The organism is Tepidisphaeraceae bacterium, assembly GCA_035998445.1.
Taxonomy (GTDB): Bacteria; Planctomycetota; Phycisphaerae; order Tepidisphaerales; family Tepidisphaeraceae; genus DASYHQ01.
In genome coordinates this window covers 40,588-63,900 of sequence record DASYHQ010000037.1, presented here as the reverse complement: position 1 = coordinate 63,900, position 23,313 = coordinate 40,588, and the positions used below count along the sequence as shown (strand labels likewise).

Below are 23,313 nucleotides of genomic sequence, written 5' to 3'. Positions count from 1 at the left end.
TTCGTTCAGCAGGATCACCTTGGCGGTCGGGTGATTGGCGAGGATCAGCCGCTTGATCTCGACGTGCGTGATGCTGGCCATAAAGCTGCCGCCCACGACCGCGATCGTCTTGCCGTCCAGCGTCTCCAGGCGCGGCGCCTGCTTGATCATCTGCACGGTCGGCTTGCCCACCGGCGACACGACCGCGTACTTCCCCGCAGGCACCGGCGCGCCCGGCGCCAGACACGCATCGTCGCACTCGTAGTCGAACACGCCGCCCATCTCGAGGACGGCCGTCTTCGGCGCAAGCGCCGCACCGGCCAAGCGAGCGGCATCGCCCGCTGCTACGTTCGCTCTCTCGGCACCGCCCGCAGACTGCATGCTGAGCACGCCGGCCAGAAACAACACGATCGGGCGCAGTTTGTCCGATGAATACGTCTTGGTCATTATGATCGGTTAAACGCGAGCCCCGCGGAAAAATTGCAGGGCGTACGGAGCATTCCGCGAAGGAGCGGTGCGCGGCAGCGAGGCTGCGCGTTTGCTAACCGCAGTGACACCGGCGCGTTGAACTGAGGGATACCCGCGGCCTGCTGGACGTTGACGGCTCGGTTCCGCTGACTCGCGCAATATGCGGGGCGGACGGACGCGAGCAGTGCAGCAAAAGGAGCGGCTCTACGCGCCCATCATCGGCTGCTTCCGCACCGTCAACGGCACCGGCTGGGCGGCGGGCTTGTAGCTGGGTTCGATCACCAGCTGCAGCGGACGGCGCTTGCCGGCGGGGGGGAGGCCGTCTTCGTCGATCTTGCGTTGCAACGCCATGATGCCCTCGATCAGCGTCTCGGGGCGTGGCGGGCAGCCGGGGACGTAGACGTCGACGGGCATGAACTGGTCGATGCCCTGGATGGTCGCGTAGGCGTCGAACACGCCGCCGGTGCTGGCGCAGGCGCCCATGCTGATGACCCACTTGGGCTCGGTCATCTGCTGGTAGATGTGCTGGAGGACGGGCATCATCTTAATCGTCACCCGCCCGGCGACGATCATCAGGTCGCTCTGGCGCGGGCTGAAGCGCATGGCTTCAGCGCCGAAGCGGGCGAGGTCGTAGCGCGATGACGCGGTCGCCATCAGTTCGATGCCGCAGCAGGCGGTCGCGAACGGCATCGGCCACAGGCTGCTGCGGCGAGACCAGTTCACGACGCGCTTGAGCTGGGTCGTCAGGACGTTGTCGGGAAGCTGCTGGGTGTCGAACATGGCGGTAACTCCAAGTTGTCTCATTTTAGAGGGAGCGGGGGAAAGGTTCCAGTTCGGAAAGTGGAAGGATGGCGGCCGGCGCGGGCGGCGAGCGACTTCCGGCCCCTCTCCCGGTACTCCGGGGGAGGCTGGGAGGGGGTGAGGGGAGAATGACCAATGACCAATGACCAAGTCCGAATGACCAATCAATTCACAATGACCAATGACCAATGACCAATGACGGAAAGTCCTCGTCGTCCTCATTGGTCATTGGTGCTTGGACATTCATTGGTCATTCTGGTTTGGGCATTGGTCATTTCAAAACGCCCCCTCCCTAACCCTCCCCCGGCGCAGGCGGGAGAGGGGACCAGACGAATCTTCTTCGCGGTGGCTGACGGCGACTTATTCATCTTCCGCCGCTCATAAGGTACCGTCTGCACCACATGGCCCCGCTGCCTTTGGATCCATCGGCGACCGAACCGCCCCGCCGGGGCGCCATTACGTGGCGAAGTTTGTTGTTGGGGACGATCGGCGTCGCGGCGATCTGCACGATTACGCCGTACAACGATTACGTCATCAACAACAGCTTCTTCACGGGCAGTTACATCCCGCCGGCGCTGGTGCTGGCGTTGGTGCTGGTGGTGGTGGCCAACGGGCTGCTGCACCGGTGGTGGCCGCGCGTGGCGTTGTCGCGCGGCGAGATGGGGGTCATCACGGCGATGCTGCTGGTGTCGTGCGCGGTGCCGGGACAGGGGTTGATGCGCAACCTGGTGCCGCTGCCGGTGGCGTTCTTCAACCTGGGGCGGGGGAACGATCAGATCTGGCAGGCGTTCATCAACCTGGGCCTGCCCGAGTGGCTGTTTCCGGTTGCCGATGTGGAGAGCGGTCGCGGCAATGAGGTCGTGCTGGACTTCTACAGCCGCACGCCCGAGGGCGGGTCGATCCCGTGGAGCGCGTGGGTCGTGCCGCTGTTGGGCTGGGGGGCGTTCGCGGCGTGCATGTTCACGGCGCTCATCGCGCTGGCGACGTTGCTGCGCCAGCAGTGGGCAGTGAACGAACGGTTGCCGTTCCCGCTGGCGCAGGTGGGCATCATGCTGATCGAGCCCCCCGCCGCCGGGCGGGCGTTCAACCGGCTGATGAGCAACAAGTCGTTCTGGATCGCCACCGCCAGCGTCTTCGTCCTGCAAGGCATGGGGGCGATGTACCGCTACCAGCCCACCTACTTCCCTGACCTTAGCTTCACCTACGATCTGACCAAGACGCTGTCGGAAGAACCTTGGCGGCACCTGATGCACGAGGTGAAGCGCTCGACGCTGTACTTCACGTTCGTCGGCATCACCTACTTCATCCAGTCGCGCGTGGGATTTAGCCTTTGGGCGATTTTCCTGATTGAACAGGTCATCCTGATGAGCGTGCGCTCGACGGGCGCCGACATGCCGAACGCTGTCTGGGACGACCAGCACCTGGGCGCGTGCGTCGTCTTCCTGCTGGCCACCATCTGGATCGGGCGCAGGCACTGGGCAACCGTGGTGCGCCAAGCCGTTGGCCTGCGCACCGCAGCGGTGCCCGGCGAACCGAGCTACGCGACGCGCGCCCGCGTGCTGCTGCTGGCGATCGCGGGCATGATCGCGTGGCTGTTGATGATCGGCGTATCGCCGGCGTTCGCGGTGGCGCTGGTGGGGCTGATTTTGGCGGCGCACATCATCGTGGCGCGCATCGTCGCCGAGACGGGGTTGCCGTTCATTCGCGTGATGGTGACGAGCGCGCAGGTGACGTCGAACTTCGCGCCCAGCCTGCTGACCAACCGCGACGTGTTCGCCGGTGGGCTGTCGAGCTATTTCGGGCCCATCGCCAGCCGCGAGAGCGTGCTGCCGCACGCGCTGCACGGGCTGCAGATCGCCGCCGGCGACGACACGACGCCCCGCCAGCGCCGCGGGGTGATCGCGGCAATGGTCTGGGCGCTGCTGGTGGCGTTCTCGGTGTCGGCCGTCGCGTCGCTGTGGTGTTATTACACGTACGCGCTTCCGCTCAGCGTGAACGCGAACGTAATGGAGAACCACTGGGGCGCCGTCGAATTGCCGCGGCAGTACATCGCCAATGGCTTGGTCGACCATGCGCGCGAAGCGTATCCACCCAAGTCGCATAACGTGCCGTTGCACGTGGGCACGGGCGCGGTGGTCACGGGCGTGCTACAATGGGGCGCGCTGCGGTTCGCGGGGTGGCCGTTCATGCCGGTGGCGTACCTGGTCAGCCACACGTGGTACGTGCGCCTGGCGTGGTGGAGCATCCTGCTCGGGTGGACCGCCAAGGTGCTGATCCTGCGCTTCGGCGGCGCGGGGCTGTATCAGACGATGAAGCCGGTCTTCGTGGGGTTGATCGTGGGTGAAGCGCTGGCGGCGGGGTTCTGGCTTCTGGTGGCGCTGGTGCTCGTCTGGACGGGCTACGGGTATCAGGTGGTTCAGTTCTTGCCCCAGTAGGATCCTGGTCGTCGTCTCCACATAGCCCCGGGCTTGCCCGGGTGAACCGAAATGCCCCCGGGCAAGCCCGGGGCTATATGAGTGGATTCATGGAAGACACGGGCGGGCCGCCCGTGGTACGAGAGAGTTGTGGACGCCGCGTTACTCGCCAGTTGGAAGGCCACACAACAATCGCTCCGCGAGCGCCTCGTCATCGCGCCGCTATCCCCCTTGCCGCGATTCGTAGCGGGCGTCGACGCGGCGTTCTCCAAAGACAAGTCGACCGTCCTCGCGGCGGCGGTGGTTTACGATCGCGAGGCACAGCGCATCATCGAGATCGCCCACGCCTCCGCGCCGGTGAACGTGCCTTACATCCCCGGTTACCTCAGCTTCCGCGAAGGCCCGGTGGTGACGGCGGCCATCGGTAACTTGAAGCACCCGTTTGGCGTCATCTGCTTCGATGGTCAAGGCATGGCCCACCCCCGCCGCTGTGGGCTGGCGGCGCACGTCGGGGTGTCGCTGGACGTGCCGAGCGTGGGCGTCGCCAAAAGCAGGCTCATCGGTACGTTTGACGAGCCACGCGTTGCCGCAGGTGCCACGTCGCCGTTGTATGACAAGCAGGAGCAGATCGGCCTCGTGTTGCGCACGAAGCGCGCCACCCGGCCGCTGTTCGTTAGCGTCGGACACCGCGTCGATTTGGCTAGCGCGGCCGAGCTAGTACTGGCGTGCAGCACCCGCTACCGCGTGCCAGAACCCACCCGCCAAGCCGATATTGAGGTCGCCAAGCTGAAGCGTAGCGTTGTAGCGTAACGATTTTAGTGGAATCGACTGGATCGAACCGAACTGGCACCTGCTTTGACACAGGAACGGCTTAACGGAGACACGTTATGCCAGGTGAACTGTCCACAAAGCGAGTCGCCATTCTGGTCGCCGATGGATTTGAACAAATCGAACTGACCGAGCCGCGCAAGGCGCTGGAGGAAGCCGGTGCCCACACCGAGCTCATCTCGCCAGCACGGGACATGGTGCAGGGGATGAACCACGACGAGAAGGGAGATGCCTTCGACGTCGATCTGCCCCTGTCGAAGGCCGACGCTGACGACTACGACGCCCTGCTGCTGCCCGGCGGTGTGAAGAACCCCGACACGCTGCGCATGAACCAGAAGGCGGTCGACTTCGTGCGCGCCTTCTTCGACGCCGGCAAGCCCGTCGCGGCCATCTGTCACGGTCCGTGGACGCTCGTGGAGGCCGACGTCGTGCGCGGGCGAAAGCTGACGAGCTACCCGTCGCTGAAGACCGATTTGCGCAACGCCGGGGCCGATTGGGTGGACGAAGAGGTGGTGACCGACAACGGTTTGGTCACCAGCCGCAAGCCCGACGATATCCCAGCGTTCAACCGCAAGATGATCGAGGAGATCGCCGAGGGCGTGCATCCGGGACAGAGTGCCGCGTCGTCGAAGCGAGCGCATCCTGAAAAGAAGGGCCGCCGCGATAGCGATCCGGTCGGCCGCAACCTGACGATGTGACCTTTGGCGTGGTGCCCATAACCCTTGTTTGCTTCATTCGGAGGTCCACCATGAGCCACAATCATGCTGAAATGAACCGCTGTATCGACCAATGTCTGCACTGCAACCGAACCTGCGCCGAGACGCTGCAGCACTGCCTGCAGGCCGGCGGTGCACATACGCAGGCCGACCACGTGCGACTGATGATGGACTGCATCGAGATCTGCCGCACGTCGGCCGACTTCATGATTCGCGGCTCAGAGTTGCACGTGCACACCTGCGGCGCCTGCGCCGAGGTCTGCCAGCGCTGCGCCGACGACTGTCAGCGGCTGGCCGACGAAGATCCGCAGATGCGCGAGCATATGCAGCGTTGCGCCGACGAGTGTCGCCGCTGCGCGGAATCGTGCCGCCAGATGTCCGGGGCGCACGCGTAACCCTGTCACCCACTGTTCCACACCCTCGGATTTCACCCACGATCGGAGAATTATTATGAGCGGCAACCACGACGACGATGTGAAGAAGCTGGGCAAGATGATCCACGGCATCGACATCTGCATGATGACCACGATGGCGGAGGACGGCTCGCTGCGGAGCCGGCCGATGTCGACGCAGAAGGACAAGTTCGACGGGCAGCTGTGGTTCTTCACCGATGCCGATGCCGGCAAGGTGTTCGAGATCCAGCGCGACCGCCACGTGAACCTGGCCTACGCCGAGCCCAGTTCAAGCCGCTACATTTCGGTCTCGGGCCGTGCCGTGCTGGTGCGGGATAAAGAGAAGATCAAGGAACTCTGGACCCCACCGCTGAAGGCGTGGTTCCCCGATGGCGTTGATGACCCGAAGATCGCGCTACTGCGCGTTGATGTGGAACAAGCCGAATACTGGGACTCGCCGGGCGGCGCGGTCGTGCATTTGATCGGCTTCGTGAAGGCCACCCTCACCGGCGACCGTTATCAACCGGGGGAACACGCGAAGGTGAAGTTGGCGTAACACCCGCCGTTATCGATCCTCCCCTCCCACGGGCCGGCCTTATTTAGGGTCGGCCTTTTTCGTTGATACGCGCGTTCTCCAACCGTGGCATGGGCGTCTCGCCCATGCGTGTGGATTGAAAGGGAAGCTTCATTTAAGGGCAGACCGCTTCGACCCAGCAGCAGCGATGAAAAACATCCTATGGCCTCATTAAAAGCATGGGCGAGACGCCCATGCCACGGCCGGATTGGTCGTCTACGTAGCTTGGGGCAGTTCAGCACTACGCGGACACGATGTGATTCCGCCGGCCCTTTACGCCCGCCATGGCGTTGCGGGTATCGACAATCAGTCGCGAATGGTCAGCCACGAACTGCCAGTCATAAGCGGCGTGGTGCGTCGCGATCAGTACGCAGTCATAACTCGCCAGCGACTCGCTCGTCAGCGGTACGCTTTCCATCCGCAAGTCGTGATGCCGCATCTTGTGCGTCGCCGCGACGTGGGGGTCGTTGTAGTCCACCTCGGCGCCAAGGTCGATCAGCTTCTCGATCAACTCGAAGCTCGGGCTCTCTCGGACATCATCCACGTCGGGCTTGTACGCCAGCCCCAGCACCAGGATGCGGCTGCCCATGACGGCCTTGCCCTGGCCGTTCATCGCGAGCATCGTCCGCTGGACGACCCATTCGGGCATGGCGTGATTGATCTCGCCGGCCAGTTCGATGAAGCGCGTCGGCATGCCGACCTCGGCGGCCTTCCAGGTCAGGTAGAACGGGTCGATCGGGATGCAGTGCCCGCCGAGCCCGGGGCCGGGGTAGAACGCCTGAAACCCGAACGGCTTGGTGGCGGCGGCGCGGACGACCTCCCACACGTCGATGCCCATGGCGGTCAGCACCATCTTCATCTCGTTCACCAGCGCGATGTTCACCGCGCGGTAGATGTTCTCCAGCAGCTTGGCGGCCTCGGCGACCTCGGCATTGGCGACGGGGATGACCTGGGCGATCACCTTCTCGTACAGCGCCGTCGCCAGCACGCCGCTGCGCGACTCGATGCCGCCGACGAGCTTCGGAATGGTCTGCGTATTGAAGTCCTTGCGGCCGGGATCCTCCCGCTCGGGCGAATAGGCGAGGTAGAAGTCCTTGCCGCAAATCATGGGCTTGCCACCGGCCGTCTGGCGCGCCTCGAACTTCGGCAGCATGATCTCGCGCGTCGTGCGCGGGTACGTGCTGCTTTCCAACACGATCAACTGCCCCTCGCGCAGCGTCTTGGCGATGTCGACGGCGGTGTTCTCGATGTACGACAGATCCGGCTCGCGGTGCGTGCCGAGCGGTGTGGGAACGCAGACGATGATCGCGTCGCACTCGCCAAGGCGGGCCGCGTCCGTCGTCGCATCGAACCGCCCCGTGGCGACCATGTCGCTGACAAGCGCGTCGCCGAGATGCTTGAGATAGTTCCGGCCCGCCTTGAGCTGCTCGATCTTCTTCGGGTCCACGTCGAACCCGATGACCGGAAAGCCTCCCTTGCAGAACGCCGCCAGCAACGGCAGGCCCACGTACCCCAACCCGATCACCCCAACGACGGCCGTATTGTTATCGATCTTGTCACGCAAATTCATGGGACGTCGATTGTAACCGAGGGGCCAGCGTAAGTTGAGGAAAGCGCCCATAAATGGGCGACGGACACGGATGGGAGATCACGTACGACGATCATCCTCCGGCCCCTCTCCCGGTACTCCGGGAGAGGCTGGGTGAGGTGATTCGGGATCGTGAGCGACCAAGTCTGTACGGAAATCGATGCGAGCCGTGAATTGATATCCACAACTCATGATGGAACATGCAAGATCGACGATCGCTCGTCGTTCCAAATCACCCTCACCTAACCTCTCCCGGAATACCGGGAGAGGGACCAGGCAAGGCGCGTGCGGCCTGCCTAGAAGTTCGCCTTCGGCACCGCGACGCCGAAGCCCCAGCCGGCGGTGAGGTTGGTGATCTTCACCACGATCCGGTTGACGCCGGCCTTGAGGTAGATCGGGGCCTCGTCGGAGTTGGGGCTGTAGCCGCGCATGGCCTCCATCGAATGCACGACTTTGCCGTTCAGCCAGATCATGATGCCGTCGTCGCTGCCGCAGCGAAGCACGGTCTCGCGGGCGTGGATCGACTCGACCTCGGCCACCGCATAGGCGACGCAGTAATCGGTCGCGCCCAGCGCCCGGGCCAAGTCGACCAACCCGTTCTTGGTAGATGCTTGCACCGGCTTCCACTTCAGCGACGCGTCGCCGATCTTGTAGGCCGCCTTCAGGTCGATCGCGGCATCCGGTTGCTTGGTGAAGTCGTCCTCGAACGGCGTCTTCACGTCGAGGTTGACCTTGCCCTTCTCGGTTCCCTTGAACGGGCCGATGACGTGCCAATCGGTGATGTAATCCTGACCTGCCTTGGCCTGCGTGTCGTCCCAGCTCTTGCGCAGCACTTTGGGGTCCACCTTGCCGAACGACTGGCCGCTGGTCGGCACCAGCGTCTTCACGGTGTCCAGTTCCGGCAGGAAGCCGCCGTTTTTTTCGAAGCCGTGGGCGGCGATCAGTTCGTCGCACAGCTCGCGGATCTTGTCCATCGGCATGGTGGCCGCCGTCAGCGGGTCGAACATCGCCGCCTGGTAGATGTAATCGCGGCGGCCCTCCAGCGCGGCGCGGATGAACAGCTCGTGCTGCGTGACGTGCGGGTTCATGTACGCCACCAATTGCGGCGGCAGCTCGCCCACCGTGGTGAACTGCAGACCGCTGCGGTCGACGAGCGTCGGCACTTCCGCGATCGCGTTGCGCGGCAAGTTCGAGATCGCGCCGTTGTTGGGCATATTGCCGTAGACCACGCTGGGCGTGTTGGTGACGATGCTGTGGATGATCGTGCTGCCGTACTCGTGGCTGCGGTGCACGTTCATCGGCTCGTCGCTCTTGCTGAACGTCTTCATGCGCTCGAACTCGTCGACGATGCCGTCGCAGCGGCGCAGGTACTCGTCGATCGGCACGTCGTACTTCTGAATCACGTCCTTGCCATGCGGGATGAAGTGGGCGCTGTACTCGGCGTTGTGCTCCGAGCTTTCGGTGACGAAGTGGCCGAGCATCTTCATCATCTCGAAGCGCACCTTGTTGGTGTTGTAGACCTTGGGGTCGTTCATCGCCTCGAACAGGCGCGGGTAGAGGCTTTGGCCGTCCTTCTCCATCTTCAGGTAGAAGGCCATGTGGTTGATGCCGGCGCAGATGAAATTCGTGTCCTCGGGCTTCTCGTTGATGTAGCCCATGAGCTGGTTGTAGGTGCCCTGCACGCTGTGGCACAAACCGACCGCACGGATGTCGCTCGTGCGCGTGATCGTCTGCATGTTCATGCTCATCGGGTTGCTGTAGTTCAACAGCGTGGCCTTTGGGCAAACGGCCATCATGTCTGTCACGAGCCCTTTGAGCATCGGAAACGTGCGCAGCGCCCGGAAGAACCCGCCCGGCCCGGTGGTGTCGGCAATCGTGAAGTTCAGGCCGTACTTGCGGGGAATCTCGAAGTCGACCAAGGTCGAATCGAACCCGCCGATCTGCACCATGTTGATGACGAAGTCGGCCCCCTCCAGCGCCTTGCGGCGGTCGGTGGTCGCCTCGATCTTCGGGTTGGCCCCCAGCGCCTTGCCCACCTTGCGACACAGATCGGCGCCCACCTGCAGGCGCTCTTCATCGATGTCCATGTAGCTGAACGTGGCATCCTTGAACTCGGGGAACCCGAGGATGTCGCCGGTGAGGTTCTTGGAGAAGACCACGCTGCCGGCGCCGATCATTGCGACTTTAATCATGATTGCTGTCTCGTGTTAAGTTCGGGCTCGTTGCGACTCGTCGCGTTCCTGTTCATCGGAACAGGCCGCCATCATCCCCCGTCATCCCGATGGGAGCCTTGGCGACCTGAGGGATCTCGAATGGACTAACGATTCTCGTCCGGTCGAGATCCCTCCCGTCGCCTTAGGCTCCGCTCGGGATGACATCTATTTACCTTCGCGTCATCCGGACGCCATGATGCGTGGCTTACTTATACCCCGGCAGGAATTCCTTCTCCGCGTCGAACATCTCGTAAGTCATCTTGCGGATCTCGCGCGGGCTCAGGATCGCGCTCGTGAGCGGGTCGAGCAGCAGCGCGTGGACGGCCGCTTCCTTGCTGCGTTCGATGCAGGCGGTGGCGGCCAAATCAAAGTAGGCCATCTGGCTATGGCAGATGTGGGCCATCTGTGACGGCAGCGCGCCGTAGCGGGTGGGGTTGACGCCGTTGCGGTCGACCATGCACGACACTTCCACCGCGCCGTCGCCGGGCAGGTTGGTGATCAGCTTGCCACCCTCGCCGCTGCCGCGCTGGCCGGGGCGTTCGGCGTTGTTCATCACGTTGCCGTGGATGCGCACCGGCGTGTCCTTCTCGCGCGCCTCGATGATCCAGCTGGCGTATTCCCACGAGCGCTTCAGTTCGGTCTTGGTCTCGCCGCTGACGAGCTTGTTGCGATTCTCGTCGGCGTTCTTGCGCCAATCGGGCCAGTTGCTGGCGTAGAACCGGCTGCCACCCTCGTAGCCCAGGCGCAGCAGCTTGCGGCCTTCGTCGTTCTTGCGGTAGTACGGCAGGTATTCGGACAAATGGCCGCTGGACTCGGTGATGAACGCGCCGAACTGCACGCACATGTCCTTGCGGATCAGATCGCCCTGCTTCCAGGTCTTGTCCTTGCTGTCCTTGGACCAGTGCCACTTCTCATCGGTCTTGTACGGCGCCAGCCCCGCCTCGGCCTCGGCGACGCCTTCCTCGATTTGCTTGGCGAACTTCTCGTACAGCGTCTTCGTGTACAAATTCTCGCCGTTGTGCTTCAGCTTGGTGAACCACGCCAGGTGGTTTACGCCCGCGCATTCCCATTCCATCTCGTCGTACGGCACCTCGGCGTACTTGGCCAGCAGGTGACTGGTGCCCTGCACGCTATGACAAAGCCCCACCACCGGAATCTCCGGCACCGCGCGCCCCGCGGCCAGCACGAGCATGCTCATGGGGTTGGTGTAGTTCAGCATGATCGCCTGCGGCGCCAGCTCGCGCAAATCGCGCAGGATGTCGAGGAAGACCGGCACGGTGCGCAGGCCCTTGAAGAGCCCCCCAGGCCCGAGCGTGTCGCCGATGCACTGGTCGACGCCGTACTTCAGCGGGATGTCGTTGTCGAACGCCACGCAGGCCATGCCCGAAACTTCCACGCAGCAGATCGCGTAGTCGGTCCCCGGAATCACCTCACGGCGGTTGGTGGTCGAGCGCACGGTCCAACCATCGCTGCGGCCGGCGTCGGCGACCAGCTTCACGATCACCTGGTGCATCGTGGTCAACCGCTCGCGGTCAACGTCGACCAGGCGAAACTCGCCGCGCTCGGCGCCGGGCGTCAGCAGCACGTCCTTGCACAGCGTGGGGCAAAAGCCCGAGCCGGCGCCGAAGAACGTGACGTGGATCGGCCGGGTGAACTTGCCGCGCAGCCCCTCCTGCGAGTCGGCGGCCTTCGTGTGAGCGGCGTGGCCCTTGCTGGTCTCTTCGAGCGTCTCGGTTGCCATGTTTTGCGTCCTTTGTGGATGAGTGAACCATCGCGAGCGGGAACGTCTGCCCAACCGCGATAACCCTATGGTGAACAGGCTACCATCGCCTTCACAACTAGGAATAGCACGCCGCAGACTAATATAGTACATTTGTGATGTGGCCGAGCAGGATAAACCGATCGTGTTACCGGACGCGGCGATCGGTCACGCCGCCAGCCCGTGGACGCGCACGAACGAGCCGTTGATCTGGTTCCACGGCTGCGGTCACGAGACGCGCGGGCCCGAGTACGGCTTCAACGCCTTCACGCGCGACGACGCGGCCCACCTCGTGCTGCAGCTCACCCTGACGGGACGCAGCTTCTACCAGCCGCAGCGCGGCGAACGCATCGCGTTGCAACCGGGCGATGCGTTCATGGACGTCATCCCCGGGCCGTTCTCGTATGGCTACCAGTACCACCACGACGAGCCGTACGAGCTGATCTTCGTCTCCACCACCGGCCCGGTCGCGATGCGCTGGGCCAAGCGCATCGCCCGCAACTTCGGGCAGGTGTTGCGCTTCGGCGATGCGGCGCCGGTGTCGTTGATGCGGGAGATCGTCCGCCGATATGCCGAGGGCACGCTCGGCGACCGTTACGTGACGAGCGGGCTGCTGTACCAGTTGTACATGGCGGTCTTCAGCACGCTGTCGACGTCGCGCGTGGCGACCGACCCGCGCATCGGCCGGGCGATCGGGCTGATCGCCGCGCGGGCCACGCAGGCGGACTTCAACATTCTGGCGCTGGCCGAGGAGTTGGACTGCTCGCGCGAGTACCTGGCCCGCCGCTTCCACGCCGCCGTCGGCGTCACGCCCAGCGACTACCTCGCCCAGCACCGCCTGCGCCTGGCCGCCGGGGCGTTGCGCGCCAGCGACGACAAACTGGAAACGATCGCGAGGCGGTCGGGCTTCAGCAACGCCAACTACCTCTGCCGCATCTTCAAGAAACACACCGGCGTCACCCCTGCCACGTTCCGGGCGCGGCCGTGGATGGCGACGCCGTAGGGTGTTCATGGATCGAGCGAGGGGCTTCCGGTCCCTCTCCCGCGTGCGCCGGGAGAGGCCAGGTGAGGGTGCATTTTGAAATGCTGACGATTCCGGTAGATCAGATCACCCTCACCCTAACCCTCTCCCGGCGTACCGGGAAAGAGGATCAGATCCCTAGCGCCGTTTTGTTCAAATCCCCCGAAACCCGTCCCGCCGAGTCCGCTGCACCTAAGATGCGAACATGATCAGCCCCACCCGCCGCCGGCTCTATCAGAAGTGGTTCCTCGCAGCGGCGATCTACAACCTGGTTTGGGGCGTGCTGGTGATCCTCTTCCCGCGCGTGCCGTTCCGGCTGGCGGGCATTGAACTGCCGCAGCCGGACGCGCTGGCGGTTCAGTTCTGGCAGTGCATCGGCATGTTCGTGATGGTCTTCTCGATCGGTTACTGGTACCTGTCGCGCGATCCGGAACGTTACGCGCCGTTTGCGCTCATCGGCCTGCTCGGCAAGATCTTCGGGCCGATCGGCTTCCTCTGGGGCTGGTCGACCGGGCAAATGCCGGGCGTGGTCGGGCTGACGCTGCTGACCAACGACCTGCTCTGGTGGCCGGTGTTCGGCATGTTCGTTTACGAAGCCTTCGTGCGCGACGGCAACGCCTACCCCGCGGCGCGGTGACGGGCCTGCGCCGACGGCCGTCCCACTCTGTGTTAAGCTTTGCGCGCGGGTGGCCGTTGAACCGGTCGCCAAACGGTGCAGACCAAACATCGGGGACGCGAATGGGCGCAACACTGTCGGATGGCGATAGAGCAAAAATTCAGGCGTTGATCTTCGCCGGGCGCAAGATCCAGGCGATTAAGCTGTACCGCGGCGCCACGGGGCAGGGATTGAAGGAAGCGAAGGACGCCGTCGATGCGATGACGGCCGAGCTGCGAGCGAGCGACCCCGAGAAGTTTTCCGCGTCATCGTCAAAGTCCGGCTGCATGACGATGATCGCGATGCTGGTCGCCCCCCTCGCCGCCGCCGCCGCGTTCCGATGGCTTTGAACGATCAGTCCCGCACGATCATGCGACAGCTTGCCCAGCCACGCTAAGTTGCTTCGCCCGATGGCCGTCCGATCGCATCGCCCTCATGTTCACCTCAATCCTCCTCGACGTCTTCGCCCCGATCATGCTGATCATCGGCTTGGGCGTGCTCGTACGGCGGAAGTTCACGCTGGACATCAACACGCTGTCGAAGCTCAACATCTACTTTCTGGTCCCCGCGTTCATCTTCCACTACGTCTCCACCAGCACGCTGCCCTGGAGCGACATGGGCGGCATCGTGCTGGTAACAATGCTGCAGTGCATGACGCTGGGGCTGGTCGTCGTGGGCATCGGCCGCCTGCTGCACATCAGCCGGCCGACCCTGGCGGCGATCGCGCTGGCGACGATGTTCTATAACAGTGGCAACTACGGGTTGCCGCTGGCGGAGCTGGCCTACCCGGGCCGCGGTACGGTGGGGAACGGCGCTGCGGTGCAGGCGTTCGTGCTGATGACGATGAACTTGCTGAACTTCACCGTCGGCCTCTGGATCGCCGCCGCCGCCAAGCCGGTGTCGCTTTGGACGAACGTGAAGCGCATCGTGCGCTTACCGATGCTGCCGGCGCTGGCCGGCGGCATGCTCTGCAAGCTATACCTCGATGGCGACGCGTCGCGCACGCTGCCGATCGTCATCGCCAAGCCGGCCGCCTACATCGCGGGCGCGCTGGTGCCGGTGGCGCTGTTCACGCTGGGCGCGCAATTGGCCGCCCGCCCGCGGTGGCCGAGGTGGCGACCGGTGGGCATGGTGCTGTTTTTGCGGTTGATCTTCGGACCGATCCAGATGGCGGCGCTGCTGTACGCGTTGCACCGCACGGGTTACCGCAGCGTCGACCTCTGGGGCGAGAACGCCTGGCCGGCCGAGCTGCTGATCCTCACCGCGGCCGTGCCGACCGCGGTCAATACGCTGCTGATGACGCTGGAGCTCGACGGCGACGCCGACCTCGCCGCCGACTGCGTCTTCTGGACGACCGTCTTCTCCTGCGTCACGCTGCCGGTGTGGCTGCTGGTCATCCGCAGCGTGTTTTAGGACGCCACCATCAACGTCGCAGTGTCGAACTGCACGTCACTGTTCGCGATGTACTCGTCGCCCGGCCCGGCGAAGGTAAGGGAGGTCTCGCCCCAATTCTGGGCGGTGTTGCCAGCGACGTTCAGCAGACCTTAGGTCGCGAAGCGACCGGTGCGGAGCGTGTCGTTGCGAGTGCTGCCGGTCGTCTTCGTGAACACCAGCGTGGCCCCTTTGACGACCGCACCCGCAGGCAAGGTCGCGCGCGAATGGTCCCGTTTTTTGGTGCGGTCTGGATCACCGGCACTCGGCGCGCCGCAGTCGAGTGATTTTCACCTTTATCGCAATAATTACCACTCAAAATTGCATAAATTATTGCAAACCTCCTGTGGTGAGGTATTCTGTTGGAGGACTTCCACTCTTTCTGCTGACGATTGGAGGCATTTCTTGTTTCGTAAGCATCTATATACAATCGCTTTAACCGCAGGTCTGGCCTTGGCGACCACCGATGCGCTCGCCGAGCGCCTGATGGAGCGGCTGAACCGCGGTGCGGTCGTGGTTCGCTTGGAAGGTGGCCGAGTCTGGCTCAGTTGGCGGCTGCTGGGGACGGACGATTCCACGGTTGCTTTCAACGTTTACCGCGCCAATGCCAAGGGCGAGCCGAAGCGCCTGAACGCCCAGCCGATCACCGACGTGACGAACTTCATCGACGCCGCCCCACCAACGGGCTCGGCTGTGGCGTACACGGTGCGGGCGGTGGTGAACGGCGCCGAGATCGCCGACGCGCCCACGGCGCCTGCGCTGTCGATCGATTCGGCGGACAAGCCGTACCTGTCGTTGCCGCTGCAGTCGATCGACGGCTACTTGCCGAGCGATGCGTCGGCAGGCGACCTCGATGGAGACGGGCAATACGAGATCGTCCTCATGCAGAGCGGCGTAGCGAAGGACAACTCGCACTCCGGCGTCACCGACCCGCCGATCCTGCAGGCATACAAGCTCGACGGCACGCTGCTCTGGACGATCAACCTTGGCCGCAACATTCGCGCCGGCGCCCATTACACGCAGTTCCTCGTCTACGACTTCGACGGTGACGGCCGCTCCGAGTTGATCTGCAAAACCGCCGACGGCACGACCGACGGCAAGGGCAACGTCATCGGTGACGCCAACGCCAACTGGGTCAACGAGGCCGGTCACATCCTGGCGGGGCCCGAACTGCTGACCGCGTTCGATGGGCTCACCGGCGGCGCGATCGACACCGTGAAGTACACTCCCGCCCGCACGAACACCAATCCCGAGCAACCCGACCCGGCCGAGTACAAGGCGCTATGGCGCGACTCGTACGGCAACCGCTCCGAACGCTATCTGGCCACCGTGGCCTATTTGGATGGCAAGCGCCCCTCGGCCGTCATGTGCCGTGGCTATTACGAGCGCACTGCACTGAGCGCCTGGGACCTGAAGGACGGCAAGCTCGTTCAACGATGGTTGTTCGACACGGGCGCCGATCCGTCCAACCCGTACTTCGGCCAGGGCAATCACAACCTGTCGGTTGTCGACGTCGACGACGATGGCAAGGACGAAATCGTCTACGGCGGCTGCGTGATCGACGACGACGGCACGGGCCTGTTCTCCACCGCGTACGGCCATGGCGATTCGATGCACGTGGGCGATCTGGTGCCGTCGAACCCCGGCCTGGAGATGTTCCGCATTCAAGAACGCTTCGACGATGCCGGCGCGCACATGATCGCGCTGAAGACCGGCAAGACGCTGTGGAAGAAGCCCTCCGTCGCCAAGGCCAAGACGGGTGGCGACAAGAACGAAGGCCCGGGCCGCGGTGTCGCGTTCGATATCGACCCGCGCCACCCCGGCGCCGAAAGCTGGGTTGCGGGCGCCGGCATCGAAGGCGTGTGGGACGCCAACGGCAACGAGATCGGACAGACAAAGCCCGCCAGCTGCAACTTCCGCATCTACTGGGACGGCGACCTCTACGACGAGCTGCTCGATCGGAACCACGTGAGCAAGTGGAACGTGCAGTCGCAGACGACCGACCGCATCTTCACTGCAGAGGGGTGTACGAGCGTCAACGGCACCAAGGCCAACCCCAGCCTGTCGGCCGACCTTTTCGGCGATTGGCGCGAAGAGGTGATCTGGCCGACCACCGGTGGCAAGGAGCTGCGGATTTACACGACCACCATCCCAACGTCGCACCGGTTCTACACGTTGATGCACGACCCGCAGTACCGCCTGTCCATCGCGTGGCAGAACGTCAGCTACAACCAGCCGCCGCACGTGGGTTGGGACATGTCGACCGGCAAGCAGCCCAAGGCCGCCATCGTGGTGGCCGAACCGGCCGGTACGACGTCGTCACGTGCTGATTGATTTGAGGGAGCTTCCGTTGATCCGTACCTCGCTGCCCAATCTCACAATGATGATCATGACAAGCATTGGCATCTCCGCCTGCTCAGCAGCTTCCGTGGCAGCTGCGGCGCCGATGCGCTTTCAGCTCGCTGGTGACCCGACGAACGGCGATTACGTTCAGGTCGCGCCGGGCACAGGTTACGACGAGGCCGAGGGGTATGGTTACGAGCCCGATGCGTCCAACCAGTTTTCCGTGCGCGTACCGACAGAGGGCAACTATCGCGTGCGCGTGACGTTCGTCGAAACCCAAGCCACCGGCCTGACCATTAAAGCGGAAACCCGGCGGCTGATGGTCGAACGCGCGCAGGCAACCGCTGTCGAACCTGCCACGGCAACCTTCCTGGTCAACGTGCGCAGTCGGGCAATCGGTAGTGGTGGCGATGAGGTCCGGCTGGGCGAGCGCGACCGCGGATCGCTGAACTGGGACGACAAGCTCACGCTCGAGTTCCTTCCGAGCGTCACCCCCGTGCGTACCGTGGAGATCGTGCCCGCGACCGACGTCACTACCATCTACATCGCCGGCGACTCCACCGTTGCCGACCAGCGCGACGAACCCTACGTCGGCTGGGGCCAGATGCTGCCGCGGTTCTTCAACGACACCGTCGCCGTCGCCAACCATGCCGAGTCGGGGCGCGCGCTTCGCAGCTTTCGCGCGCAACGCCGCTTCGACAAGATCATCAGCCTCGCGCGGCCCGGCGACTACGTCTTCATCCAATTCGGTCACAACGACATGAAGGAGAAAGGTGAAGGCATCGGTGCGATGACGAGCTTCAAGGCCGACCTCGAATCCTACGTGCGCGAAGTCCAAGCAAAGGGCGCAACACCGGTGCTGGTGACGTCCATGTACCGCCGGCGGTTCTCGTCGGATGGCAAGTTGCAGGATTCGCTCGGCGACTACCCGCGCGCCACGCGGGCCGTTGCCGCAGAGCAGAACCTAACGCTGATCGACCTGCACGAAATGTCCGGCACGCTCTTCACCACGCTGGGCGAGGCGGACTCGAAGCGTGCGTTCCTGCATTACCCCGCCAACACGCTTCCCGGCCAGTCCGCCCCGCTGAAGGACGATTCGCACTTCAGCGCGTACGGCGGCTACGAGTTGGCACGCTGCGTCGTCGAAGGCATTCGCACCAGTGGCCTGAAGCTGGCCGATCAGCTGTCACGCGACGTGACCCCGTTCGACCCGGCCAAGCCCGACGACGTCGACGCCTTCAACCTGCCCGCCAGCGTCGCCCGATCGTCCGAGGTTCCAGAAGGACGCTAAGCCTGTACCGAACCGTTCATCCCGATTGGAGAGTTCAACATGTGGAAGTTCGACACGTTCTGCATCGCCGTCCTGCTGACCGCAACGCTCGCGGCCTACGTGAACGGCCAGGCCGCCCCCACCACAGCGCCGGCCGATTCCAAGGCAGACGCGGATGCACGGCCGACGCTTTGGATCATCGGCGACTCCACGGTGCGCAACAACACCAAGGGCCAGCGCGGCTGGGGCGACCCGATCAAGGAACTGTTCGACGAGTCGCGCATCAACGTCGTCAACCGCGCGATCGGTGGCCGGTCGAGCCGAACGTTTCGCACCGACGGCCGTTGGGAGCAGATTCTCAGCGAAGGCAAACCCGGCGACTTCGTGCTGATGCAGTTCGGCCACAACGACCCCGCCCCGCTGTCCGGTGACAACCGCGAGCGCGGCACGATTCGCGGCGTGGGCGATGAAAGCCAGGAGGTCACGCTGACGCTGAAGGAAGGCAAGAAGGAAGTCGTGCGCAGCTTCGGCTGGTACATGCGCGCCTACATCAACGAGGCAAAGGAAAAGGGCATGACCCCGATCGTCTGCTCGTACGTGCCCCGCGCCCCACGCGGCACGCCCGAGAAGCCGGCCGTCAGCCCGACGCCGACCGCTGAGCCCACTAGCTACGCGCTGTGGGCCAAGCAATCGGCCGCGGCCGCCGGCGCGACGTTCATTGATCTGCACAACCTGATCGTCACCAAGTATTCGCAGCACACGCCGACCGAGATCAAAGAGCGGTTCTTCAGCGAGGCCGACTACACGCACACGAACGACGCCGGCGCCGCGCTAAACGCCGCCTGCGTGGTCGAAGGCATTCGCGCGGGCGATTTGCCGTTGAAGGACTACCTGAAACGACCATAACGGCCGCGCTCGAAAGCGGTTGCCTCGCACCAAGGATGTACCTATGTCGATGAAGAAAGTGGCCGAGCTGGCCGGCGTGTCGATGTCGACGGTTTCGCGCGTCGTTAACGACCACCCCAGCATCTCTCCCAACACGGCACAGAACGTGCGCGCGGCGATGGCGACGTTGAACTTCCGCCCGGTCGTTCGGCGTAACCGGATCGATGGTGGCTCGGCGGCAAGCACGCTGCTCATCGCCTACGTCGTCTTCGGCGATTCGGGACGATCCACCGCGCCGGCGTTCGAACAGTTGATCGGTGGCGTGTCGGAGGTGGCCGACGGGCGGAACGTCGACCTGATCTTCAGCTTCGCATCCGACCTGGCGCACATCTCACCGCGCGTGCTGAACGGCGACGTCGACGGGCTGCTGCTGGGCGGTAACCGGCCGGGGCCCGAGATCCAGCGCCGGCTCGAACACCTGCCGAGCGTCTGGCTGATGGGCAACCGCCAGCGCCCGCTGTGGGGCCACCAGGTGATGCCCGACAACTCCGCGATCGGCAGCATCGCCGCCGACTATCTCGCCGATCGCAATCATGACCAGGTGGTCGGCATGACGGCCTCGAACAGTGGCTGGTCGCTGAAGTTTCGCGCTCTTGAGTTTGAAGAGGCATGCAAGGAGCGCGACATGCGCGTCACCCTGCTGAACGCGATCGAGCCCGAGGCCGCCGGGTCCTGGAGCCCCGCGCAACTGGCGATCACCGGGGCGCAGCTGGTCGACCAGATGCTATCGATGACGCCGCGCCCCACCGGCATCTTCATCTCTGAAGACCGCCTGGTGGCAGCCGTCGACGCGGCGCTGACGGCGCGGGGCGTGTCGCTCGGGCCCGACGGTTCGATCGACGTAATCTCGTGCAACAACGAGCGTCAGTATCTGGCCGGCCTGCAAATGCGGCCCGCGACGATCGACATCAACGCCGCCGCGATCGGGCGGCACGGCATGGAATTGCTGATCGACCTGATCCGCAACCCCTTTTCCGCCGGCCGCACGCGCGTGATGATTGCGCCGAAGCTAATCGAGCCGTCGCGCATCGCCTTGGCGGTGTGATACGTGATGCGCCTCGTGTTCCCTGAGATCAACATCCATGAAATCACGCCTCCCACTCGTTCCCCCGACCGAGCTGCGCGATTTCTCGTTGATCCCCTTCTGGTTCTGGAACGACGCGCTGGACGAGCAGGAGATCGTTCGCCAGATCCGCGACTTTCAGGCGCACGGCGTCCACGGGTTCCTGATCCACCCGCGCGTCGGCCTGCCGCGCGACATCGCGTTCATGAGCGACCGCTTCCTGCACTTCGTGCAGATCGCCGTCGCCGAAGCCGCACGATTGGACATGCGCGTCGTCCTGTACGACGAGGGCATGTACCCGTCCGGCTCGGCCAGCGGGCAGGTTGTCGCGACAAACGCCGCCTACCAGTGCCGCGGGCTGAGCGCGGCGGAATCTGACGACGCTGCGCTGCCGCTGCTGTCAGCGGGTCAGACGCACATCGCGACGGCGCGCCGCGCGAACGGGCGATGGCTGCACGTGATCGATCGGCCGGTGGATTCGGTCATTCGCGGGCTGCACTATCTCAACGACGCGCCGACCAGCACGCACAGCGACGCCGCCGAGGAAACGCCACCGGCCGCCGACCTGTTGAACGCCGCCGCGGTGCAGTGCTTCATCCGCCTCGTCTACGATCGGTTTTACGACGCGCTGCGGCCTTACTTCGGCAAGACGATCATCGGCCTCTTCACCGACGAGCCCGATTTGCTCGGCCGGCTGCGCGAACCGCGGGCGCTGGTGCGTCCCGGCACGTCGGACATTTTGGCCCACGTGAACGCCCATCTGGGTTACGACTTCGCGCCCCACTTGCCGGCGCTCTGGTTTGATGACGAGCCGGATGCCGCCCGGTATCGCGCCGACTATGCGCGGGCCGTGAATCATCGGTTGGAACAGACCTACTACGCCCCGCTGTCGCGATGGTGTGCGGCGCACGGCGTGTCCCTCATGGGCCATCCCGCACAGCCGGACGAGATCGGCCTGATGAAGTACTTCCACGTGCCCGGGCAAGACCTCGTGTGGCGGTGGGTGATGCCCGGCGAGGCGAACGCGCTCGAGGGACCGCAATCGACGCAGGCCAAGTGCTCGTCGTCGGCGATGATCCATTTGGGCCGCCGGCGGAACAGCAACGAGTTCTGCGGCGCGTACGGCCATGAACTGACCTTCCCGCAGATGAAGTGGCTGGCCGACTGGTGCCACATTCGCGGCGTCAACCAGCTGATCCCGCACGCGTTCTACTACAGCGTTCGCGGCCCGCGCCGCGACGAGCGCCCGCCGGATGTTGGGCCCAACAGCCCATGGTGGGACAGCGATTTCCCCGCGCTGGCCGACCACTGCGCCCGCCTGTGCTGGCTGAACACCGATTCGGTTCACCAGTGCGACGTCGCCATCCTCGGCTGGCCCGATCACCTGCCCTGGCGCGCCGCCAAGGCGTGCTTCGAGCGTCAGATCGATTTCAACTACTTGGACATGCAGGACATCATCGACGGCCGTGCGACTGTCGACGAACAGGGCGTCCACATCGGCGACATGCACTACAAGGCGATAGTGATAGACGCGCCCGACGACGCGCCCGCGGTCTGGCCTGGCGTGACGAAGATCCTTCAGACGGCTGACTTGGAACGGCGGTTGATCCACTATCGCGACGCGATTGATTGCGTGAGTTCGATCGATGCCATCGTCGAGCCAGACGTACTACTCGAACCCGCCCAACCCAGCATCCGCGTCCGCCACGTGGTGAAGGCGGGCCAACATTACCGCATGTTCTTCCACGAGGGGATGGAAGCGTCCGTGCAGTTCATCGCGCGCAGCCGTAATGGTTGGACGAGCGACGTGCGACTCAACCGGTGGGAACTGGCCGTTCTGTAAACTGCAGTCGCCGTCTTCGCTATCGGCCGACCAGCGGCACATCGAACAGCGGCGCGCCATCCTTTGACCAGATGATCGGTTGAACGCGCGTGTGCCGGTTCGGGTCGAATAGTGGTTCGCCTTCAATGTCACGATAGTCGCGCGCGTGGTAGACCAGCAGATCGGTCTGGCCATCTTCTGAAACCGTGAAGCTGTTGTGGCCGGGCCCGTACTCGCCCGCCGCCTCCGATGAGCACTTCACCGGCGTCGGCACTTTTTTCCAAGACGCAGGATCGAGCAGGTCGGCATCTTCAGCGGCCGTCAGCAGGCCCATGCAATAGTTCGCGTCGGTCGCGCTGGCGGAGAAGGTCATGAAGACTCGCCCGTTGCGCACCAGCACCGCAGGCCCTTCGTTCACGTGATGGCCGATTCGCTCCCACGCATGCGTGGGACGCGCGATCGCCACCTGCTGGCCGGCAATCTTCAACGGCCCGTCCATCGCCGCCAGGTAGATCGACGTGCCCGGCCCGATTGCCGGATCGTTCTGCGCCCAAGCCAAGTAGCGTGTGTTGCGATGCGTGAACGTGGTCGCGTCGAGCGCGAACGATTCCCAGCTGGTGCGAATCTGCCCGCACTCCCTCCACGCGCTGTCCAGCGGGTTGGCCGCGTCGCAGGCTAAGGCGTAGATGCGGATCTCAAACGCCCGCTCGGCATGACCGGCGGCGAAGTACACGAACCAGCGGCCGTCGATGACGTGCAGTTCGGGCGCCCAGATGTACCCGCCCATCGCTCCTTCGCTGTGCTTGCGCCAAACCACGACCGGCTCTGCCGTTGCCAGCGCAGCGATCGACCGGGCACGCCGAAGCTCGATGCGGTCGTACTCCGGTACGGACGCGGTGAAGTAATACCAGCCGTCCACGTGGCGGAGGACGAAGGGGTCGGCGCGTTGGAGGATGAGGGGCGCTGATCTGGACATCGCCGTTCCTTACCAGTGGACGCGGGCCGGCGGGTGCACTATCCGACCGTACCAA

General features: G+C 64.2%; 20 protein-coding genes. 14 read left to right on the top strand and 6 right to left on the bottom strand.

The genetic code is table 11. From position 1 onward, the window contains the following. The coding region (locus VGN72_15195) for a hypothetical protein (GenBank protein HEV7300710.1) at nt 1–426 on the bottom strand (426 nt) is incomplete at its 3' end. Nucleotides 427–651: 225 nt separating this feature from the next. After that, the gene (locus VGN72_15190) at nt 652–1,227 is read right to left on the bottom strand and encodes an NADH-quinone oxidoreductase subunit B family protein (protein ID HEV7300709.1); all 576 of its coding nucleotides are present in this window, start codon (nt 1,225–1,227) and stop codon (nt 652–654) included. Between the two features lie 422 nt (nt 1,228–1,649). Between VGN72_15190 and VGN72_15185 the strand changes: the two genes are divergently transcribed. From VGN72_15185 to VGN72_15165, 5 genes are all read left to right on the top strand, one after another. After that, entirely contained in the window at nt 1,650–3,683 is a 2,034-nt protein-coding gene (locus VGN72_15185; GenBank protein HEV7300708.1) for a DUF6785 family protein, read from the top strand. 129 nt (nt 3,684–3,812) lie between these two features. Further along, on the top strand, nt 3,813–4,472 hold the full coding sequence (locus VGN72_15180) for an endonuclease V (GenBank protein HEV7300707.1): 660 nt from the start codon (nt 3,813–3,815) through the stop codon (nt 4,470–4,472). A 77-nt stretch (nt 4,473–4,549) separates the two neighbouring features. Further along, the gene (locus tag VGN72_15175) at nt 4,550–5,188 is read left to right on the top strand and encodes a type 1 glutamine amidotransferase domain-containing protein (GenBank protein HEV7300706.1); all 639 of its coding nucleotides are present in this window, start codon (nt 4,550–4,552) and stop codon (nt 5,186–5,188) included. A gap of 50 nt (nt 5,189–5,238) precedes the next feature. Then, nucleotides 5,239–5,601, top strand: coding sequence for a four-helix bundle copper-binding protein (locus tag VGN72_15170; GenBank protein ID HEV7300705.1), 363 nt, complete (start codon nt 5,239–5,241; stop codon nt 5,599–5,601). Nucleotides 5,602–5,656: 55 nt separating this feature from the next. After that, entirely contained in the window at nt 5,657–6,154 is a 498-nt protein-coding gene (locus VGN72_15165; GenBank protein ID HEV7300704.1) for a pyridoxamine 5'-phosphate oxidase family protein, read from the top strand. 259 nt (nt 6,155–6,413) lie between these two features. On the opposite strand, the gene VGN72_15160 is transcribed toward VGN72_15165, so the two are convergent. From VGN72_15160 to VGN72_15150, 3 genes are all read right to left on the bottom strand, one after another. Next, nucleotides 6,414–7,742, bottom strand: coding sequence for a nucleotide sugar dehydrogenase (locus VGN72_15160; protein ID HEV7300703.1), 1,329 nt, complete (start codon nt 7,740–7,742; stop codon nt 6,414–6,416). Nucleotides 7,743–8,056: 314 nt separating this feature from the next. Then, the gene (locus VGN72_15155) at nt 8,057–9,952 is read right to left on the bottom strand and encodes an alpha-glucosidase/alpha-galactosidase (GenBank protein HEV7300702.1); all 1,896 of its coding nucleotides are present in this window, start codon (nt 9,950–9,952) and stop codon (nt 8,057–8,059) included. Nucleotides 9,953–10,178: 226 nt separating this feature from the next. Then, complete coding sequence (locus tag VGN72_15150) at nt 10,179–11,714, bottom strand: hypothetical protein (protein HEV7300701.1); 1,536 nt, start codon at nt 11,712–11,714, stop codon at nt 10,179–10,181. Nucleotides 11,715–11,853: 139 nt separating this feature from the next. Here VGN72_15150 and VGN72_15145 point away from each other — a divergent pair, with 139 nt between their 5' ends. From VGN72_15145 to VGN72_15105, 9 genes are all read left to right on the top strand, one after another. Continuing rightward, nucleotides 11,854–12,735: a helix-turn-helix transcriptional regulator gene (locus tag VGN72_15145; GenBank protein HEV7300700.1), complete on the top strand. Its 882-nt coding sequence runs from the start codon at nt 11,854–11,856 to the stop codon at nt 12,733–12,735. 223 nt (nt 12,736–12,958) lie between these two features. Continuing rightward, nucleotides 12,959–13,390: a hypothetical protein gene (locus VGN72_15140; GenBank protein ID HEV7300699.1), complete on the top strand. Its 432-nt coding sequence runs from the start codon at nt 12,959–12,961 to the stop codon at nt 13,388–13,390. A 101-nt stretch (nt 13,391–13,491) separates the two neighbouring features. Then, entirely contained in the window at nt 13,492–13,758 is a 267-nt protein-coding gene (locus VGN72_15135) for a ribosomal protein L7/L12 (GenBank protein ID HEV7300698.1), read from the top strand. An 85-nt stretch (nt 13,759–13,843) separates the two neighbouring features. After that, entirely contained in the window at nt 13,844–14,821 is a 978-nt protein-coding gene (locus VGN72_15130; protein HEV7300697.1) for an AEC family transporter, read from the top strand. Nucleotides 14,822–15,244: 423 nt separating this feature from the next. Beyond that, on the top strand, nt 15,245–17,173 hold the full coding sequence (locus VGN72_15125) for a rhamnogalacturonan lyase (GenBank protein HEV7300696.1): 1,929 nt from the start codon (nt 15,245–15,247) through the stop codon (nt 17,171–17,173). 46 nt (nt 17,174–17,219) lie between these two features. Beyond that, nucleotides 17,220–18,473 carry a rhamnogalacturonan acetylesterase gene (locus VGN72_15120; GenBank protein ID HEV7300695.1) on the top strand — a complete coding sequence of 418 codons (1,254 nt, stop codon included), beginning with the start codon at nt 17,220–17,222 and terminating at the stop codon, nt 18,471–18,473. A 39-nt stretch (nt 18,474–18,512) separates the two neighbouring features. Further along, nucleotides 18,513–19,358, top strand: coding sequence for a rhamnogalacturonan acetylesterase (locus tag VGN72_15115; protein ID HEV7300694.1), 846 nt, complete (start codon nt 18,513–18,515; stop codon nt 19,356–19,358). 43 nt (nt 19,359–19,401) lie between these two features. After that, a complete protein-coding gene (locus VGN72_15110; protein HEV7300693.1) occupies nt 19,402–20,442 on the top strand; it encodes a LacI family DNA-binding transcriptional regulator in 1,041 nt (346 codons plus the stop codon). Nucleotides 20,443–20,479: 37 nt separating this feature from the next. Next, complete coding sequence (locus tag VGN72_15105) at nt 20,480–22,303, top strand: hypothetical protein (GenBank protein HEV7300692.1); 1,824 nt, start codon at nt 20,480–20,482, stop codon at nt 22,301–22,303. Between the two features lie 19 nt (nt 22,304–22,322). Here VGN72_15105 and VGN72_15100 read toward each other — a convergent pair whose 3' ends face one another. Continuing rightward, nucleotides 22,323–23,258 carry a glycoside hydrolase family 43 protein gene (locus VGN72_15100; protein HEV7300691.1) on the bottom strand — a complete coding sequence of 312 codons (936 nt, stop codon included), beginning with the start codon at nt 23,256–23,258 and terminating at the stop codon, nt 22,323–22,325. Nucleotides 23,259–23,313: the final 55 nt, after the last annotated feature.

Coding starts and splice junctions, on each gene's coding strand:
- VGN72_15190 (HEV7300709.1), bottom strand. CDS start 1,227: ATGTTCGACACCCAGCAGCTTCCCGACAACGTCCTGACGACCCAGCTC.
- VGN72_15185 (HEV7300708.1), top strand. CDS start 1,650: ATGGCCCCGCTGCCTTTGGATCCATCGGCGACCGAACCGCCCCGCCGG.
- VGN72_15175 (HEV7300706.1), top strand. CDS start 4,550: ATGCCAGGTGAACTGTCCACAAAGCGAGTCGCCATTCTGGTCGCCGAT.
- VGN72_15170 (HEV7300705.1), top strand. CDS start 5,239: ATGAGCCACAATCATGCTGAAATGAACCGCTGTATCGACCAATGTCTG.
- VGN72_15165 (HEV7300704.1), top strand. CDS start 5,657: ATGAGCGGCAACCACGACGACGATGTGAAGAAGCTGGGCAAGATGATC.
- VGN72_15160 (HEV7300703.1), bottom strand. CDS start 7,742: ATGAATTTGCGTGACAAGATCGATAACAATACGGCCGTCGTTGGGGTG.
- VGN72_15155 (HEV7300702.1), bottom strand. CDS start 9,952: ATGATTAAAGTCGCAATGATCGGCGCCGGCAGCGTGGTCTTCTCCAAG.
- VGN72_15150 (HEV7300701.1), bottom strand. CDS start 11,714: ATGGCAACCGAGACGCTCGAAGAGACCAGCAAGGGCCACGCCGCTCAC.
- VGN72_15140 (HEV7300699.1), top strand. CDS start 12,959: ATGATCAGCCCCACCCGCCGCCGGCTCTATCAGAAGTGGTTCCTCGCA.
- VGN72_15135 (HEV7300698.1), top strand. CDS start 13,492: ATGGGCGCAACACTGTCGGATGGCGATAGAGCAAAAATTCAGGCGTTG.
- VGN72_15130 (HEV7300697.1), top strand. CDS start 13,844: ATGTTCACCTCAATCCTCCTCGACGTCTTCGCCCCGATCATGCTGATC.
- VGN72_15120 (HEV7300695.1), top strand. CDS start 17,220: ATGATGATCATGACAAGCATTGGCATCTCCGCCTGCTCAGCAGCTTCC.
- VGN72_15115 (HEV7300694.1), top strand. CDS start 18,513: ATGTGGAAGTTCGACACGTTCTGCATCGCCGTCCTGCTGACCGCAACG.
- VGN72_15110 (HEV7300693.1), top strand. CDS start 19,402: ATGTCGATGAAGAAAGTGGCCGAGCTGGCCGGCGTGTCGATGTCGACG.
- VGN72_15105 (HEV7300692.1), top strand. CDS start 20,480: ATGAAATCACGCCTCCCACTCGTTCCCCCGACCGAGCTGCGCGATTTC.
- VGN72_15100 (HEV7300691.1), bottom strand. CDS start 23,258: ATGTCCAGATCAGCGCCCCTCATCCTCCAACGCGCCGACCCCTTCGTC.